Source organism: Spirillospora sp. NPDC048823 (assembly GCF_043198445.1).
Lineage (GTDB): Bacteria > Actinomycetota > Actinomycetes > Streptosporangiales > Streptosporangiaceae > Spirillospora.
In genome coordinates this window covers 49,500-66,841 of sequence record NZ_JBICUT010000020.1, presented here as the reverse complement: position 1 = coordinate 66,841, position 17,342 = coordinate 49,500, and the positions used below count along the sequence as shown (strand labels likewise).

Annotated in this window: 14 protein-coding genes; 11 read left to right on the top strand and 3 right to left on the bottom strand. The window is 74.7% G+C overall.

The window, feature by feature from the left end; genetic code table 11:
• Positions 1-95: 95 nt before the first annotated feature.
• The 3 genes from ACGFK0_RS33415 to ACGFK0_RS33405 all read right to left on the bottom strand — a co-directional run bounded on the left by ACGFK0_RS33415 (position 96) and on the right by ACGFK0_RS33405 (position 6,080).
• On the bottom strand, positions 96-4,511 hold the full coding sequence (locus tag ACGFK0_RS33415; RefSeq protein ID WP_392912261.1) for an FtsK/SpoIIIE domain-containing protein: 4,416 nt from the start codon (positions 4,509-4,511) through the stop codon (positions 96-98).
• A gap of 38 nt (positions 4,512-4,549) precedes the next feature.
• Positions 4,550-5,491, bottom strand: a complete 942-nt coding sequence (locus ACGFK0_RS33410) for an NAD-dependent epimerase/dehydratase family protein (RefSeq protein WP_392912259.1) — start codon at positions 5,489-5,491, stop codon at positions 4,550-4,552.
• Between the two features lie 100 nt (positions 5,492-5,591).
• Complete coding sequence (locus tag ACGFK0_RS33405; protein ID WP_392912257.1) at positions 5,592-6,080, bottom strand: SRPBCC family protein; 489 nt, start codon at positions 6,078-6,080, stop codon at positions 5,592-5,594.
• Between the two features lie 113 nt (positions 6,081-6,193).
• Between ACGFK0_RS33405 and ACGFK0_RS33400 the strand changes: the two genes are divergently transcribed.
• The 11 genes from ACGFK0_RS33400 to ACGFK0_RS33350 all read left to right on the top strand — a co-directional run bounded on the left by ACGFK0_RS33400 (position 6,194) and on the right by ACGFK0_RS33350 (position 17,241).
• A complete protein-coding gene (locus ACGFK0_RS33400) occupies positions 6,194-6,898 on the top strand; it encodes a TetR/AcrR family transcriptional regulator (RefSeq protein WP_392912255.1) in 705 nt (234 codons plus the stop codon).
• A gap of 260 nt (positions 6,899-7,158) precedes the next feature.
• Entirely contained in the window at positions 7,159-8,112 is a 954-nt protein-coding gene (locus tag ACGFK0_RS33395) for a hypothetical protein (protein WP_392912253.1), read from the top strand.
• A 2-nt stretch (positions 8,113-8,114) separates the two neighbouring features.
• Positions 8,115-9,176 carry a hypothetical protein gene (locus ACGFK0_RS33390; RefSeq protein ID WP_392912251.1) on the top strand — a complete coding sequence of 354 codons (1,062 nt, stop codon included), beginning with the start codon at positions 8,115-8,117 and terminating at the stop codon, positions 9,174-9,176.
• Positions 9,177-10,478: a CpaF family protein gene (locus ACGFK0_RS33385; protein WP_392912249.1), complete on the top strand. Its 1,302-nt coding sequence runs from the start codon at positions 9,177-9,179 to the stop codon at positions 10,476-10,478. It begins immediately after the preceding gene.
• 49 nt (positions 10,479-10,527) lie between these two features.
• Positions 10,528-11,526: a type II secretion system F family protein gene (locus ACGFK0_RS33380; RefSeq protein ID WP_392912247.1), complete on the top strand. Its 999-nt coding sequence runs from the start codon at positions 10,528-10,530 to the stop codon at positions 11,524-11,526.
• Positions 11,523-12,440 carry a type II secretion system F family protein gene (locus ACGFK0_RS33375; protein WP_392912245.1) on the top strand — a complete coding sequence of 306 codons (918 nt, stop codon included), beginning with the start codon at positions 11,523-11,525 and terminating at the stop codon, positions 12,438-12,440. The genes ACGFK0_RS33380 and ACGFK0_RS33375 overlap by 4 nt, the downstream gene beginning before the upstream one ends.
• A gap of 51 nt (positions 12,441-12,491) precedes the next feature.
• Positions 12,492-12,716 (top strand): Flp family type IVb pilin, encoded by a 225-nt coding sequence (locus ACGFK0_RS33370; protein WP_392912243.1) that lies wholly within the window; start codon positions 12,492-12,494, stop codon positions 12,714-12,716.
• A 56-nt stretch (positions 12,717-12,772) separates the two neighbouring features.
• Positions 12,773-13,165 (top strand): TadE/TadG family type IV pilus assembly protein, encoded by a 393-nt coding sequence (locus ACGFK0_RS33365; protein WP_392912241.1) that lies wholly within the window; start codon positions 12,773-12,775, stop codon positions 13,163-13,165.
• Positions 13,162-13,611 carry a TadE family protein gene (locus ACGFK0_RS33360; protein WP_392912239.1) on the top strand — a complete coding sequence of 150 codons (450 nt, stop codon included), beginning with the start codon at positions 13,162-13,164 and terminating at the stop codon, positions 13,609-13,611. Before ACGFK0_RS33365 ends, ACGFK0_RS33360 begins: the two co-directional genes overlap by 4 nt.
• On the top strand, positions 13,608-14,066 hold the full coding sequence (locus tag ACGFK0_RS33355) for a TadE/TadG family type IV pilus assembly protein (RefSeq protein ID WP_392912237.1): 459 nt from the start codon (positions 13,608-13,610) through the stop codon (positions 14,064-14,066). The genes ACGFK0_RS33360 and ACGFK0_RS33355 overlap by 4 nt, the downstream gene beginning before the upstream one ends.
• Before the next feature lie 64 nt (positions 14,067-14,130).
• Complete coding sequence (locus tag ACGFK0_RS33350; RefSeq protein ID WP_392912235.1) at positions 14,131-17,241, top strand: BTAD domain-containing putative transcriptional regulator; 3,111 nt, start codon at positions 14,131-14,133, stop codon at positions 17,239-17,241.
• Positions 17,242-17,342 lie beyond the last annotated feature (101 nt).

Genomic DNA, 17,342 nt, shown 5'->3' with positions numbered 1-17,342 from the left:
CCCGCCACGAGCCGCGGGTCCCGGCCCATCCCCCCGAGGCCGGGACCCGCATCCACCACCCGCATGGCCTCCCCCCGATGTTCGCCGAGGGCCGGTCAGCCCGCGTTCGGCTGGGGCGGGAGGGCCACCTGGATCTGGGTGGCCGCACCGGCGGCGACGAAGAGGCCGCGGCCGGTGGGGCCGCCCAAAGGGGCGTTGCGGGGGAGGCGGAGGCCGAACAGGTCGCCGTCGTCGGGGGAGTCGACGGACAGCAGGACCCCGGAGCGGGAGCGGCGGACGTCGGAGAGGAAGCCGCGGTGGCCCCGTCCGATGTCGCCGGTGGTGCCGCCGATGACGACGGCGTGCTCGCCGTCGCGTGCGGTGCGGAGCACGTCGCGGAGGGCGTCGTCCAGGTCGGTTCCGCCGAGGAGTTCGGCGTCGTCGACGACGACGGCGTAGCGGTGCTCGTCGCCGATGGCATCGGTGAGGTCGCCGGCGCCCGAGTCGGAGGTGAGGACGCCGAGGACGCCCGGGTGGGCGGACAGGAGCCGGAGCGGGGAGCGCCGGGGCGTGACGAGCACGACGGGAACGAGGCCGCCGCCGACGGCGGGGTCGAGGAGCGAGTGGACGATCGTGCGCAGCGTCGTGGAGCGCCCGGAGCGGGGCGGGCCGGCGACGGCGAAGCCGGGACCCTCGTTCAGGAGGTCGACGCCGACCGGGGCCAGGGTGTCGCCGCCCACGCCGACGAGGGCCCAGAGCGCGGACGGGGCGAGGAACTCGGGGTCGAGCGACATCGCCTCGCGGTAGGTGACGCGGACCGGTAGCTCGTCCACGTGCAGGGGACGCTGGCGTCGCGGCAGGCGGCCGTAGCGGGACACGCAGGTGCGGGCGATCTCCTGGAGGACGGCGATCTGCGCGGTGCCGGACGGGTCGTCCCCGAGGAGGCCGATCTGTGATTCGCGCGGGGGCGCGCCGGGGACGACGGATTCCAGGGCACGGCCGGGCGGCATCGCGGCGGGGACCTGCTTGTCGTGGAGGCCGCCGTAGCCGTAGTCGTTCGGGTCGGCCATGCGGAGGATGAGGCGGCGGTCGAAGACGGTGGCGATCTGGCCGCCGAGGCCGGAGCGGTCGCCGGTGAAGACGGCGCGCAGGCCGACGGCGGCGCCGTCGCGGAGGAGCCGGATGACCTGGTCGACGAGGCGGCCGTGGTCGTAGTGCTCGAACGCGCCGAGGAAGCCCTCCCAGCGGTCGAGGAGCAGCACCATCCAGGGAAGGCGGTCGGTGGCGGCGACGGAGGCGCGCTGCTCGGCGAGGGACGCGAAGCCCGCCTCGGCGAGGAGCTGCCGGCGGCGGGCGGCCTCGGCGGCGAGGGCGGTGACGAGCCGTTCGCAGCGGCCGAGCTGGTCGCGGCTGACGACGGCGCCGCAGTGCGGGAGGGAGACGAGGGGCAGCAGGGCGTTCGCGCCGCAGTCGATGGCGTACAGGTGCGCGTCGTAGGGGGAGCAGGCGCCGGCGAGGGACCCGGCGATGGTGCGCAGTGCGGTGGAGCGGCCCGACTGCGCGGACCCGGCGAGGTACAGGTTGCCTCCGGAGGCGAGGTCGAGGGTGAGCCGCTCGCGGGACTGGACGGCGGGCAGGTCGGTGACGCCGAACGCGATCGGGGGGACGTCGACGACGGAGCCGCCGGCGGCGGTGCCGGGCGTCAGCGTGATCCGTTCGGGCAGCGGGCTCAGCCACGGTGACGGCAGCCGGGCGATGCCGGCGCGGCGGGCCGCCTCGTCGATCGCCTGGACGAGGACGCCGAGGTCGGTGGCGAGATCCGGGTCGCCCGCGGTGGTGCCGCCGGCTCCGCGGGGCACGGGCAGCGGGTGGCCGAGGCCCTGCCAGGGGAGCGGCAGGACGGTGGGGCCGCGGCCGCCGGCGCCGGCCCCGGGGCGTCTCCCCCCGATCCGGGCGGACTGGACGGGCTGCGGCGATGACACGCCGGAGCGGACGTAGCAGCGTCCAGGGGTGGCCTTGGAGATCTGCGCGGCCTCGGGAGAGTCGAGGACGCCGGCCGACTCGTCGGGGCCGGTGACGCGGAGCGCGATCCGCAGGCCGGTGTCGGCGCGGATGCCGGCGGTGACGGCCTCGGCGGGACGCCGCGTGGCGAGGACGAGGTGGACGCCGAGGGAGCGGCCGCGGCGTCCGATGCCGAGCAGGCCGGTGACGAAGTCGGGCAGGTCGGTGACCATGGCGGCGAACTCGTCGACGACGAGGACGAGCCGCGCCATCGCGGGCAGGTCCGGGTCGGTGACGCGCAGGTCGTCGTAGTCGTCGACGTCCTTGGCGTCCGCGTCGAGGAGGACCTCCTCGCGGCGGCGGAGTTCGGCGGCGAGGGACTCCAGGGCGCGTTCCGCCGCGTGGCCGTCCAGGTCGATGACCACGCTCACGGTGTGGGGGAGGCGGGCGCAGTCGTCGAACGCGGCGCCGCCCTCGCAGTCGATGAGGACGAACGTCATCTCGTCGGGACGGTTCGCGACGGCCAGGGACGCGATGAGCGTCCGCAGGAGCTCCGACTTGCCCGCGCCCGTCGTTCCCGCGATGAGGGCGTGCGGCCCGTCCGTGCGGAGGTCGATCTCGTAGGGGTCTCCGGGGCCGTGTCCGCCCGGGCCGACGCCGATGGGGACGCGTGTGGTCCGGCCGCCTGTGCGCGTCCACATCTGGAGGATGTGCTCGGCGGTGGGGTCGGGCATGTCGAGGACGTCCAGGAGCCGCACCTCGGGCGGGATGGAGTCTTCGGCGCCCTCGCGTGACACGTCCCGGACGGGGGCCAGCGCGCGCGCCACCCGGTCCGTCCAGGTCGCCGAGACCTGGTCGGCGAGTACGCGCCCGATCACATCCAGCCCTTGGCCCTGGAGCCGGACCATCGACGGGTACTGCGGCTCCCACGCGGCCACGGCCTGGCACTCTTCGGGAAGCAGAGGTTCCTCGTCGTCGACGCAGATGGCGTACAGCCCGTATTCGGCGCCGCGCGACAGCAGCATCGGCATCCCGGGTATGCGGCGCAACGCGCGCGCGCCGTCCAGGACGATCAGGACGTTGTACGGGACGGCATCGGCGGCCTTCCCGCCCTGCCCGGAGAAGGACGACTCCGCTTGGGCGGCACGGCGCCGTTCCGTCACCCGGATCGCCAGTTCGGTGACGCGGTGCGCGGCGGACTCCGCGTCGGTGCCGACAAGGGCGACGCAGTCCTCGCCCTCGCGCGGCGCGCAGTGCGGCAGCCACCGCACCCAGTTCCACTCGTCCCCGGCCCCCTGGTCGGCGGACAGGACGACGATGGAGAGGTCGCGGGGGCCGTGCAGGACGGCGGCCTGCCCGACCAGCCAGCGGGCCAGCGCGCGGGACGCGGGACGCGGCCCGGCCAGCCCGATGACGCCCAGTTCCGCGAGCGGCAGCGCCACCGGGACCCGGCGCGCGGGCGGCACCGCGATGCGGGCGTCGCCGGTGAGCTCGATGTGGGCGGGCAGGTCGGCGAGGCCGATGCGCAGGTGCAGGGCGTCGGGGTCGCCGCGGCGGCGTTCCCACAGCCGCCGCCGCGGGCCGGTCGCTGTCAGGAGCACCTCGGCGGGGTCGGGGTGGAACGCGCGCCGCTCGGCCTCCTCCTCGCGCAGCAGCCGCCGCACCTCGCCGTCGAACTCGCCGGACTTGCGGTGGTACTCCTTCAGCGACCTCTTGTGCGACAGCAGCGCCCCGAGCAGCCGGAGCCGGTCACGCGGGTCGCGTTCGGGACGCTCCGGGACCTCCAGCCGCCGGTCGCGGTGCGCCGGGTCGGGCCGCGGCGGCCGGTTGAACGCGAGGCCGCCCTCGGGCAGCGGCTCGAGGTGGGTGTCGGAGGCGGCGCTCGGCGCGAGCGCCAGCACGCTGGAACCCACCGACAGCAGCGCGCCCGCCGGCCACGTCGTCTTGGCGGCCAGCGGCGTCCCGTCCAGCTCGGCGCTCCCCTCCATCGTCTGCGCGGACGCCTCGACCTCGACGGCCTCGCGCCCGACCGTGAGCCGCAGCGAACGGGCCGGCACGGACGGGTCGTCCAGCACCACGTCCACGTCGCGCCCGGAGCCGATCGTGCAGGCCCCGAGGCCGAGGCGGTGCACCGACCCGGCCGCCGGGCCGCCCACGACGCGGACCTCGACCAGGCCGGTCGGCTCGGCGAGGACGGTGGCGGCGGCGCCGCGCTGCTCGACCGCCACGACGGCGCCGTCCCGCAGTTCCTTGACGGCGAGGGCCTGCGGGTCGAGCATCCGCCCGTCCATCCACAGGGCCCGCCGCGATCGCGGGCTCCGGCCGCCGCCGGAGGCGAGCCCGTCCCGTCCGAGCAGGGCGTCCTTGGAGTAGCGGGGCGTCGGGACGGGCGGCGGCGCGGCCGACGGCGCCCGGCCGTCGAGCAGGGCGGCGAGCGACTGCGCGACCCCGTCCACGGTGGCCTCGGAGTCGGCGTCCAGCACGACGTCGCGTGGTCCTCCGCCGGTCAGCGCCGTGAACGAGATCCGCATCAGAGCCCTCCGACGTCCTCGGGACAACCGCGCTCAGCTTAGTTACCCGTCCCCTCCGACTCCCGGTGGGCGGCGACGATGGTCTTGAGGGCGTCGTCCATCGGCGTCGGCGCCATCCCGAACGTGGACTGGAACGCCGAGGAGTCCAGGATGTACGGCTTGTCGAACTGGTACCTGGTCTCCCGCAGCTCCTTCATCATCGGCGAGACGAGCCCGAGCGCGTTGAAGACGGGACGCGGCACCTCGTACACGCGCGGTGCCGGGGCGCCGGCGACCTCGCACAGCCGTCCGGCGACGTCCAGCGTGGACACGGCCGGGCCGGTCGGGACGTGCCATGCCCGCCCCCACGCCCGCTCGTCCGTCCCGGCGATGGCGAGGGCCTCCGCGACGTCCGGCAGGTACGTCCAGGCGTGCGGGACCGACGGGTCGCTGAAGTACGGCACGCGCTTGCCCGCCAGCAGCGGCTTCACGAACCGGGTCTCGCCGATGTACGCCTGGTCGGTGCTCCGGGGGCCGTAGTAGTCGGAGCCGCGCAGCTCGGTGACCCGCACGCGGCCCGCCCGGTGCGCGGCGATAGCGTCCCGCCACATCTTCGCCCGGACCCGTCCCTTGGTTCCCGTCGCCGCGAGCGGCAGGTCTTCGGTCATCGGCCCGTCCACCGGCCCGTACACGTACAGGTTGCTCAGCGTGACCAGGACGGCGCCTGTCTCCTCGGCCGCACCGAGGAAGGACGCGGCCATCGGCGGCCAGTCCTGCGCCCACCGGTGGTACTGCGGATTGACGCAGTTGTAGAGCGCGTCGGCCCCCTTGGCGATCTCGGTCAGCCGCGCCCGGTCGGCGACGTCGGCGGCGACCCGCCGGACGCCCTCCGGCCCCGACCCGGACCGCGTCACGACGACGACGTCATGCCCGCCCCCGGCGAGCCGCTCGGCGAGGTGGGCGCCGACCTGCCCGGCTCCGACGATCACGTGCCTGCCCATGTCGTTCTCCTGTCTTCCGTTTCGTTCGGTTGATCCAGTTCTCTCGCCGACCTGCGGCATCGCCCCTTTTCGCGGTCTCACACGGGCGGCATGGCGCGGCTCAGCGCGTGTGGCGGGGTGTTTCGATGTGGGTCTTGAGGGCATTCAGGCGGGTCTCGTGGGCCGCGCGCAGCTTGCTCGCCCCGAAGAGCCGGCGGACCAGCGGGCCGGCGAGCGATTCCTGGAGCGTCACCCGGGTGCGCCCGTCCTCCTGGGTCAGGACCATGCGGTCGACCGCCCGGTAGAGGCCGAGGGAACGGCCCGTCCAGCTCAGCTCCCGGCCGGGGTCGACCACGGCGAAGCGGGACCGCAGCGGCGTGCCGTTCTGTGCCCAGCGGAACTCCCGGCCCGGTTCCACGGCGTCCAGCGCGCGGATGCGGAAGCCGGGCGCCCAGGTCTCCCAGCGGCGCAGGTCGGCGAGGACGTCCCAGACCTCCTGAACCGGCGCGTCGATGACGATGTCGGACGAGTTGGTGACGGGCGCGCTCTCGTCGATTCGACCGCGCAGCGCGTACTCCTCGCGCAGCGTCTTGAGGTTCCTGGCGGCCATGAGGGCCCCTCTCGGGTTCGATGCTCTGTTTCGAGAGCAATGCTCTCTTTTGAGAGCGGCGTTGTCAAGAGCAATGCTCTCGAATCGGTGCGGCGCTCTGCTAGCCTGACCCCATGAGCGCAGGTCGTACGGCACGGGAACGCGTCAGGGCGGAGCTGGTCCGCGAGATCACCGAGATCGCCAGGCGGCAGCTGGCCACCGAGGGGGCCGGGGGACTGTCACTGCGCGCGGTCGCCCGTGAGATGGGCATGGTGTCGTCGGCGATCTACCGGTACTTCCCGAGCCGCGACGACCTGCTCACCGCGCTGATCATCGACGGGTACAACGCCGTCGGCGAGGCGGTCGAGAACGCCGACGCCGGCATGCGCGCCGACGATTACGCCGGACGGTGGCTCGCCGTCTGCAGGGCCGTCCGCGAGTGGGCGCTGGAGCACCCGCACGAGTACGCCCTGCTGTACGGGTCGCCCGTCCCCGGCTACAAGGCGCCGCAGGACACCGTCCCCGCGGCCATGCGCGACACGGTCGTCCTCGCGCGGATCATCACCGAGGCGCACGCGGCCGGCGCCGTCGAACCGGCCGGATTCTCCCCGGCGCCTCCGCCCTCGATCGCCGCGGACCTGGACCGCGTGCGCACCGCGGTCCTCATGGACGTCCCGGACGACGTGATCATTCGTTGCCTCACGGCATGGTCCGGTTTGTACGGAACGGTCAGCTTTGAATTGTTCGGGCAATTCAACACCGTGCTGGAGGACGACCGGGCCGGCTATTTCGACCACGGCATGACCCTGCTGGCGGGTCTCGTCGGCCTGCGGCCGTGACCCCGCGGGGGCCGCGACCGTGACGCCGCGGGGCCTCCGGCGCGCCTCCGGAGTCGTCCAGGATGTGGTCAGTGACAGATGTGACTGATGGTAAGCAACCCGGTGATCAACGAATTCGCAGGTCATCGAGCCATGCCCAGATATGGACGGCTTGTATCGACCGAATCCATTGACGTGACCTTGCCGCCCCCGCAAGCATGGATCGCTCGGTGATGCGCGGATCCCGGGAAACGGGTCCGCGGAGGGGCGGGAAGGAGCGCGTGGGCAGCGCGATGAAGTCCAACCAGTCGACCTTCGCCGGAGGCGGATCGGGCTCGGGCGGAGGCGGAGCGGGTCCGGCCGCCGGCGGTGCGGCGGGCTCGTCCGGCGGCGCGCCGGGGCTCGGCCGCTCGGGGCTCGGCACCTCCGGGGGGCAGCGGCTTCCCACCTCCCCGCGCGAACGCAAACCGGCACTGGCGGCGCTCGCGGTGCTGCTCATCCTCGGCGGCGCCCTCGCGAGCGCCTACCTCGTGATGGCCAGCGGCGAGCGGGTGTCGGCGATCCGGATCGCGCAGCCGGTCGCGGCCGGGCAGCAGATCCCGGCGGCCGCGCTCGAAGAGGTCCAGGTCGGCGACACCGGAATCCAGTACATCAGCTGGTCGGAGCGTGCCAAGGTCGCCCGGCATCTCGCGGCGGTCCCGCTGGTCAAGGGCGCGCTGCTGACCAACTCCATGATCAGCTCCCCGGACGCCCCGGCGATGGGCCGCCTCATCGTCGGGCTCGCGCTCAAACCCGGCCAGTTCCCCTCCGGCGGCGTCGCCGTCGGCAAGCACGTCACCCTCTACGCGGTCGGCGGCGGGCAGAACGGCGGGCCGCGCGCCGGCACCGTCCTCGCCCGGGACGCCATCGTGGTCGCCGTCTCCGGCGGAGGCGGCGGGGGCGACCTCGGCGGCACCCGGCTGCGGTCCGACCAGACCAGCGTGGACGTCGCCGTCCTGCCGGCCGACGCGCCGCAGGTGACCCAGGCGGCCTCGGCCGGGGCGGTCGCGCTCGCGCTCATCCCGGACGGGGCGCAGGCCGCCGCCCCACCCGCCGAGCCCGGCGGCGAAGACCCGGGCGGGAACGAGGAGCCCGGCGGCTCCGAGCCTCCCGGCGGCACCGTGCCGGTGCCGGGCGGGGGCACCCCGGGCACGGGCGGGAGCGGGGCACCGACACCGGGCGCGGGCGGTAACTGACCGTGGCACTCATCGCGCTCGCGGCCGACAAGGGGGCGCCGGGCGTCACGACCGCGGCCGTCGCCCTCGGCGCCGTGTGGCCGCGTCCCGTGCTGGTCGCGGAGTGCGACCAGGCGGGCGGCGACCTCGTGTACCGGCTGCCCGCCGCCCCCGGCACCGCCGACGGCCCCCAGAGCCACGCCGCGGACGGCGGGATGCTCAACCCGTCCCGCGGGCTGCTCAGCCTCGCCGCCACCGCCCGCCGCGGCCTGCGCCCCGACCAGATCGCCGAGCACTGCCAGCGGCTCGTCGGCGGCCTCGACGTGCTCGTCGGGACCACCAACGCCGAGCAGGCGCAGGCGATGACGTGGCTGTGGGGCCCGCTCGGCCGCGCGTTCGCCGGACTCGACCCCGTCGACGTGATCGCCGACTGCGGGCGGCTCGGCGCCGGCACCCCGCTGACCGAGCTGATGCACGAGGCCGACATGGTCGTCCTGCTCACCAGGGCCACCCTCGAACAGGTCGCCCACCTGCGCGAACGCGTCGCGGCGCTGACGTCGGAGCTGCGCGGCGGCCCGCCCGTCGGGGTGCTCGTCCTCGCCGACCCGCGCGACTTCCGCGGCTCGATCGCCGAGGTCGACCGCATCCTCGCCGGGGTGCGGGGCCGCGCCCGGCCGATGGACGCGGGCGCTCAGCAGGGGCCCCCGCCGCCGGACGTGACCGTCCTCGGCGGGCTGGCCCTCGACCCCAAGGGCGCCGAGCTGCTGTCGGGCCGCTGGGGCGGGCGCCTGGACCGCTCGCTGCTGATCCGGTCGGCGCGCGAGGTCGCGGGCGAACTCGCCGGACGCCTCGCGTCGGCCCGGCCCGCCCTGGGCGCGGCCCACGACCGCGGCGGGCACGACGTCCCGCCCCCGTACCGGCCGGCGCCCGAACCACCGCCGGCGCCCGGCCCGCATGTCCCGCCCGCGGTGCAGGCACCGCCCGGTGAGGGGCTTTCGGCGGACGGGCAGGTCCCGGCCAGCGAGCGGCCTCCGCCGACCGGGCAGGTCCCGGCGGGCGGACGGCACGAGGAGGGGAGGCGCTAGATGGACCACGGGCTCGTCAAACGCCTCCGCCAGGAGGTCGGCGACCGGCTGGCGCAGCAGCGCCGCCTCGACGCCGCCAACGGGCTCCCGCCGATGACCGGGGAGGACGAGCGGCAGTTCGCCCGCGCCCTCATCGGCCAGGTGCTGGAGGAGTTCGCCCGCGGCGAGATCACCTCCGGGCGCCGCCCGCCGAACGCCGAAGAGGAGGAGGCGCTCGCGGCCGGGGTGCACGCGGCGCTGTTCGGGGTGGGCCGGCTCCAGCCGCTGCTGGAGGACCCCGAGATCGAGAACATCGACATCAACGGCTGCGACCGCGTCTTCATCGGCTACGCCGACGGGCGCGAGGTGATGGGCGAGCCGGTCGCCGAGAGCGACGAGGAACTGGTCGAGCTGATCCAGATACTCGCCGCCTACAGCGGGCTGTCGTCGCGTCCGTTCGACACCGCGAACCCGCAGCTCGACCTGCGGCTCCCGGACGGTTCGCGGCTCTCGGCCGTGATGGACGTGACGGTCCGCCCGGCGCTGTCGATCCGCCGTGCGCGCCTCGGCAAGGTCTTCCTCGCCGACCTCGTCGGCAACGGGACGTTCCCCCAGGAGATCGGGTACTTCCTCCGCGCCGCCGTGCAGGCCCGCAAGAACATCATGATCGCCGGAGCGACGAACGCGGGGAAGACGACGCTGCTGCGCGCCGTGGCGAACGAGATCCCGGCGGACGAGCGGCTCATCACCGTCGAACGCGCCCTCGAACTCGGCCTGGACGCCTTCCCCGAACTGCACCCCAACTGCATCGCGTTCGAGCAGCGGCTCCCGAACTCCGAGGGGCAGGGCGCGATCTCGATGGCGGAGCTGGTCCGCCGGTCGCTGCGCATGAACCCGTCCCGCGTGATCGTCGGCGAGGTGCTCGGCGACGAGATCGTCACGATGCTGAACGCGATGACGCAGGGCAACGACGGGTCGCTGTCGACGATCCACGCGAACTCGTCGGTGGAGGTCTTCAACCGCATCGCGACCTACGCGATCCAGTCGGAGGAGCGGCTGCCCGTCGAGGCGACCCACATGCTGATCGCGGGCGCCATCGACTTCGTCGTGTTCATCGAGAAACGCAACGAGTACACCTCCGGGGGGCGGCTGCGCCGCTACGTCGCCAGCATCCGGGAGGTGACCGGCGTGGACGGGCGGATCCTGTCGTCGGAGGTGTTCACGCTCGGGCCGGGCGGGTTCGCGGTGCCGAGCGCGCCGATCGCGTGCGCCGCCGAACTCGCCGACCACGGCTACGACCCGTCCGCCGGAGGTGCCTGGTGAACGCGTGCCGGGGCGGCGGGCGGCTCGTCACCGGCGGGGGAGGGCGCTGATGTACGCGCCGGACGTTCTCCTCGCGATCGTCGCGGGCGCCGTGGCGGGCGGCGGGCTGCTGCTCCTCGCCGTCGCGGTGCGCGGGCTGCCGCCGCGGCCCGTGTCCGGGGGGCGGCGCCAGGTCCGCAGCCGCGAGGACCTCGTCAGGACGCTCACGACCCGCACCGCCGTCGCCGTCATCGTCGGCGTGGCCGTGCTGATCGTGACGCGCTGGCCGATCGCCGCCGCCGGGACCGGCGCGCTCGTGCTCACCTGGAACGGCCTGGCCGGCGGCGCCGCCGAGGAACGCAAGGGCATGGCGGGGCTGGAGGCCCTCGCCGGCTGGACGGAGTCGCTGCGCGACACCATCGCGGGCGCCGTCGGCCTCGAACAGGCGATCCCCGCGTCGCAGCGCGCCGCCGCGCCCGCCCTGCAGCAGCCGCTGCGCAACCTCGTCGACCGGCTGCACACCCGCGTCCCGATGCCGGAGGCGCTGCGCCGGTTCGCCGACGACCTGGACGACCCGTCCGCCGACCTGGTGATCGCCGCGCTGATCCTGAACGCCAAGCTCCGCGGCCCCGGCCTGCGCGACATGCTCAGCGCCCTCGCGAACTCCGCCCGCGCCGAACTGGACATGCGGCGCCGCGTCGAGGCCGACCGGCGGTCCACCCGGCGCAGCGTCCGGATCGTCGTCGCCGTCTCCGTCGGGACGGCCCTGGCCCTCGCCGTGTTCAACCACTCCTACGTCGAGCCGTACGACGACGTCCTCGGCCAGCTCGTCCTGTGCATCGTCGTCGCGCTGTACGGGGCGGCGTTCCTGTGGCTGCGCAGGTTGTCGAAGTACGAGCTGCCGGGACGGTTCCTCAGCGAGCCGCGCAGGGCCGTCCAGCCCGGCGTGCCCGGCGAGGTGCCGAGCACCGTGGCGGGCTGGCAGGGCGGCGGGCCCGGTTCCGGCGGCCCGCAGGAACTCCCGCTGCGTGGACGCCACACCATGGACGCGGGAGGAGGTGCGGAGTGAACGCCGCGATGCTCGCGGGCGCCGTCGTCGGCCTCGGCCTGTACGTCCTCGCCAGGGCGCTGTTCCCGGCGCGGCCCGGCCTCGCCGCGCGGATGGCCGCGCTCGACGCCGCCCGCCGCCGCGACCTGGAGGAACAGCAGGCGGGCCGGATGTCTCCGACGCTGGAGCGGGTCGGGGGGCTGCGCGCCAGGCTGGGACGGGAGCTGGCGCGGTTCTGCGAGTCGCGCGGCTGGAGGCTGCGTTCCGTCCGCGCCGACCTGGCGATCACCGAGCGGTCGATGGAGGCGTTCCTCGCGACGAAGTTCCTGCTCCCCGCCGCCGCGCTGCTGTTCATCCCGCTGATCGCCGCGTACTTCGCGCTGCTCGGGCTCGGCTCGTCCGTCGCCGTTCCCGTCTGGATCTGCATCCTGTTCGCCGCCGTGTTCTTCTTCTTTCCCGACATGCAGCTGCGGCAGGAGGCGCAGGCCCGCAGGCAGGACTTCCGGCACGTCGTCGGCGCGTTCCTCGACCTTGTCTCGATGAACCTCGCCGGCGGGCGCGGTGTGCCGGAGGCGCTGATGACCGCCTCGAACATCGGTGAGGGCTGGGCCATGCACCGCATCCGCGACGCCCTGTCCAACGCCCGCATCACCGGCCAGACGCCCTGGCAGTCGCTCGGCAGGCTCGGCGAGGAACTCGACATCGCCGAGTTGCGCGACCTCGCCGGGGCGCTCGCCCTCGTCGCCGACGACGGGGCGCAGGTCCGCAAGTCCCTGTCCGCCCGCGCCGCGTCGATGCGCAGCCGCGAGCTGTCGGAGCTTGAGGGCAAGGCGGGCGAACGCTCCCAGTCGATGCTCGTCGCGCAGCTGTTCCTCTGCGCCGGATTCCTGATCTTCCTGGCCTACCCGGCCCTGATGCGGGTGCTCGCCTCATGAGTCCCCACGCTTTCCGAAGAGTCCCCGTGACGGCCCACTGGAGGTACCGCGATGAGTCCGCACAACCCGATGAACGATCCGATCGTCGTCTATCTGCGCGCCATGGCCGGTGCGCGGATCGCACGGATGCGCGCGCCGGACGAGCGCGACCGGGGCGCGTCCGCGATCGAATGGGCGATCATCACCGCGATCCTGGCGCTGCTCGCGATCACGATCGGCGCGGTCATCACGAAGAAGGTCACCGACAAGGCCAACACCATCAACACCGGCAGCTGACCCGGCGGCCCGCCGCGGATGCGGAGCCGCCGCGGTCCGACGCCGGGGTGTCGTCGATGGAGTGGGCGCTGCTCACCCCGCTCCTCATCCTCCTGATGCTGATCGTCGTGCAGTTCACGATGGTGTTCCACGCCCGGCACGTCGCGCTCGCGGCGGCGCAGTCGGGCGCCCGCGTCGCGCGGACCGCGCCCGTCGGCGGCGGCTGGCAGGACGAGGCGACCACGAAGGCCGCCGGGGACGTCCGCGAGATCGGCCCGGAACTGCTGAGCGGACTCGACGTCCGGGCGGGGGAGGCCGGCGACCAGCGCTGGGTCGAGGTCAGCGGCTACGCGGTGGCGGTCATCCCGTTCATGAAGTTCCACGTGTCGCAGCGGTCCCAGGGGCCGATCGAGTGCTTCCGTCCCGACGTCGGCGAAGGCGTCGCGTGCGAACCGGAGGCCGCCCGGTGAAGATCGCGGACCGCGGGTCGATGTCCCTGGAGATGGTGCTGGTCACGCCGCTGTTCGTGGCGTTCCTGCTCTTCCTCGCCGGCGCCGGCCGGATGGTCGACGCCAAGAGCCAGGTGGACGGGGCCGCGCGGGACGCGGTCCGCGCCGCCTCCATCGCCCGCAGCGCCCCCGCCGCACAGCGCCTCGCCGCCGAGACCGCCGCGGCCGGTCTCACCGGCACGGAATGGTGCTCGGGCGGGCCCATCGTGCAGACCGACGTGTCCGACTGGGGGCCGGGCGGCCGCGTCGGCGTGACGATCAGCTGCGACGTCGACCTCGGTGACCTGTCGTTCATCGGCCTGCCCGGCAGCAAACGGCTCCAGGGCGAGGCGATCGCCCCCATCGACACCTTCACCTACCGGGGGACGGACGCGGGCGGCGCCGAAGACCCCGGAGGCGGGCAATGACCGGGTGCACGGCCCGCGGCCGGGGTCGCGGCCGGGACGGGGGCCGGGACCGGGGCACGATCGCGCTGTACACCGTGCTGTTCACCCCGATCGTCTTCCTGCTGGCCGGGCTGCTCGTCGACGGCGGCCTCGCCATCCACGCGCGGCAGCGCGCGGCGGACATGGCCGAGCAGGCCGCCCGGGCCGGCGCCGACCAGATCGACACCGACGCGCTCCGGGAGACCGGCGAACCCGTCCTCGACCCGGCCCGCGCCCGCGCCGCCGCATGCGACCTGCTCACCGCCTACCGCGACCAGGTCACCGCGTCCCGGTGCGACGCCGACGAGCAGGAGGTGGCCGTCACCGTGCAGATCACCGTCCGGCCGCAGCTGCTCGGGATCATCCCCGGCTTCAGCGAGTTCCGGATGACCTCCGGCGCGACCGCCCATCCCGTCACGGGAGGAATCGACCCGTGAGTCCCAGGCGAAACCGACCTACGATTTGTGCGACGTCCGGAGACCGGAGAACGGCAGGGGCGCGATGGTGACGCGGCAAGGGCAGAGGCCCCCGGACCGGGGCGGCAGGCAGCCGGTCAAGAGGCAGCGCAGCGCGGGCGACGTCCTGGCGGGGATCGGCGCGGTCGTGGCGCTGTCGGCGCTCATGGCGGGTGTCCCGGCCGCGCTGCTCATCCTGTTCGGCTCGCCGCTGCCGGACCATGTGCCGTCCGCGTCGGACCTCACGCAGCGGGTCGGCCCGGGTTCGCTCATCGCCATCCTCGTCGCGCTGGTGTGGCTCGCGTGGCTCCAGCTCGCGGTGTGCGTGGCCGTCGAGGTGTACGCGGGGATCCGCGGGGTCGGCGTGCCCGCGCGGGTGCCGCTCGCCGGCGGGACGCAGTCGCTGGTGCACCGGCTCGTCGTGGCGGCGCTGCTGCTGTTCACCGCCACCACCGCGATCATGCCGGCGTTCTCGGGCGCCGGCGGTCTGTCGCAGCGGCCGCCGGTGCAGACGCAGTCGCAGGAGTTCCACCGGATCCCGGCCGCGCCGGAACGCACGGCCGTCGCCGACCGGGTCGCCGCGGACCTCGCCGCCGAACCGCTGGAGAAGGCCGCCACCACCAAGATCTACCGGGTGCAGCCGCCGGAGGGACGCCACCACGAGAGCCTGTGGGAGATCGCCGAGAAGTGCCTGGGCGAGGGACGCCGCTACAAGGAGATCTTCGCCCTCAACAAGGGCCACATCCAGCCGGACGGGACGCGGCTGACCATCGCGAGCCTGATCCGTCCCGGCTGGATCCTGGAGATGCCGGCGGACGCCAAGGGTGCGAAGGTCATTCCCGCCGGGGACCTCGACGAGTACTTCCGGTACGGGCACGCCGTCCCCGACAAGCCGGAGAAGCCGCGGGAGCCCGCACCGGCGCCCGAACCGGCCCCGGAGGCGGAGCCGAAGCCCCAGCAGCCCGCCCCGCCGCCCGTCTCGCAGCCGCCGGTGACCCAGGCCCCGCCGACCGCCCCGCAGCCGCCCGTGTCGAAGGCGCCGCCGACGGCGCCGCAGCCGTCGGTGTCGCAGGCTCCGCCGACCGCGCCGCAGCCCGAGGTCACGCAGACCCCGGAGACCCGCAAACCGGAGACCCGGAAACCGGAACCCGCGCAGCCACCCGTGCACGGCGGCCCGTCCGGCGAGATGGGCGGCGACGCCGGAAGCAGCGGCGCGTCCGTGCCGGGCCAGGGCCTCGACCAGCAGGACGAGACCGGCACGGCGTCCGGCATCGGCTGGCCGCACGGCCTGGCGGCCGCGTCGCTGCTCGCCGCCGGCCTGCTCGCCGTCCTCGGCCGGCGGCGCCGCGTCCAGCTGTGGAACCGCGCGTTCGGGACCATGGTCGTCCGGCCGGAGGGGGAGGCGGCCGGGACGGAGCGGGCGCTGCGGCTCGGCGCCGACGACGAGGCCGTCCGGCTGCTCGACCTCGGGCTGCGGCACCTGTCGAAGTCGATGGCGGCGGGCGGCCGTGCCCTCCCGACCGTGTACGGGGTGCACATCGGCACCGCATCGAGCGACGCGGCGCAGGCCGGGCAGGGCAGCCTCGACCTGTGGATCGCGCCCGCCGACCAGAACCCGCCCGCGCCGTGGCAGCCGTACGACGACGGCCAGGTGTGGCGGCTGCACGGCGACGCGCTGGCCGGGCTGGAGGCGGCCGACCTCGGCGACGTCCTCGCCCCCTACCCGGGCCTGGTGTCGATCGGCACCAACGACAACGGCCGCATCCTCGTCGACCTGGAGGCCGCGCACGGCCTGATCGCGCTGCGCGGCCCCGAGGACACCCGCCGGGCGGTGCTGTCCGCGGTCGCGATGGAGCTGGCCACCAACCGCTGGTCCGACCACATGCGGATCACGCTCGTCGGGTTCGGCGGCGAACTCGGCGAAGGCCTGGCGGAGATCGCGCCCGACCGGATCCGTTCCGTGCCGACGCTCGCGGACGCGCTGCCGGAGCTGGAGGGACGCAGCGAGGAGGTGCGGCAGGCGCTCGCCGCGTCCGGCGTCGACTCGGTGCTCACCGGCCGCTGCCGCGGCGTGTTCGGCGAGGCGTGGATGCCGCACTACCTGATCATGGCGGACCGGCCGTCGGAACGGGAGGCGGACCGGCTCGTCGCGCTCGCCCGCACCGGCACCCGGATGGCCGCCGGGTACCTCGTCCCCGGCGACGTGCAGGGCGCCACGTGGACGTGGGACGTCGACGAGGCCGGCCGCCTCCAGGCCGGCGTCCTCGGCTTCGACGTCGACGCGCAGCTGGTCGGCGACGACGACTACCGCGGCGTGTTCGAGCTGTTCCGGACGGCGGGCCGGCTCGAATCCGTCGAGCTGCCGGGCCTGGCCGGCGGGCCGGAGCCGCCGACCGCTCAGCAGTCGTCGGTCGACATCCGGCTGCTCGGTCCGATCGAGGTCGACGCGTCCGGCCCGATGGACGACGACCGCCGCGCGCTCTGCACCGAACTGCTGGTGTACCTGGCGGCGCATCCGGAGGGCGTCCACCCGACGGTGCTGTCCGGCGCGATCTGGCCGCGCGGGGCGAGCGCCGGCGTCCGCGACGCGTGCGTGGCGCGCGTGTCGGACTGGCTCGGCCGGGACACGCGGGGCCGGCCGAACCTCTACCACGACGAGCGCGGCCGGATCAGGCTCGGCTCGGAGGTCCGGGTCGACCTCAACGTGTTCCGCTGGCTGGTGTGGCGGTCGGCGGCCGAGCCCGCGTCCGAGACCGCCTACATGGCGTACGCGCTGGACCTCGTGCGCGGCCCGCTCCTCGCCGACCGGCCGCGCGGCCGGTACGCGTGGCTGGCCGACCACGACCTGGAGTACGAGGCGGCCGCGCGGGTCATCGACGTCGCGCACCGGCTCGTCGTGCTGCGGCTCGACGACGGCGACGCGCGCGGCGCGGTCGGCGCGGCCCGCGCGGGGCTGCGGCTCGCGCCCGAGGACGAGGGCCTGTGGCGTGACCTGCTCCGCGCGACCCACGCCACCGGCGACCAGGCCCAGGTCCGGATCGTGGTGGACGAGCTGCGCGGCCGCGTCGGCCGCGACCCGCTGCTCGACCGGCTCCAGCCCGAGACGGAGGCGCTGATGGAGGAACTGTCGCCGCAATGGCGCCATGCCACGGCCTGAAGATTCTTCCAGTGAACACTGGCGTCTTTATGGCGGAGCGCCGATAATGATCGCCATGACACGCGCTCTCACCCGGGTCGCCGCCTCCTGCGCGGCCGCGC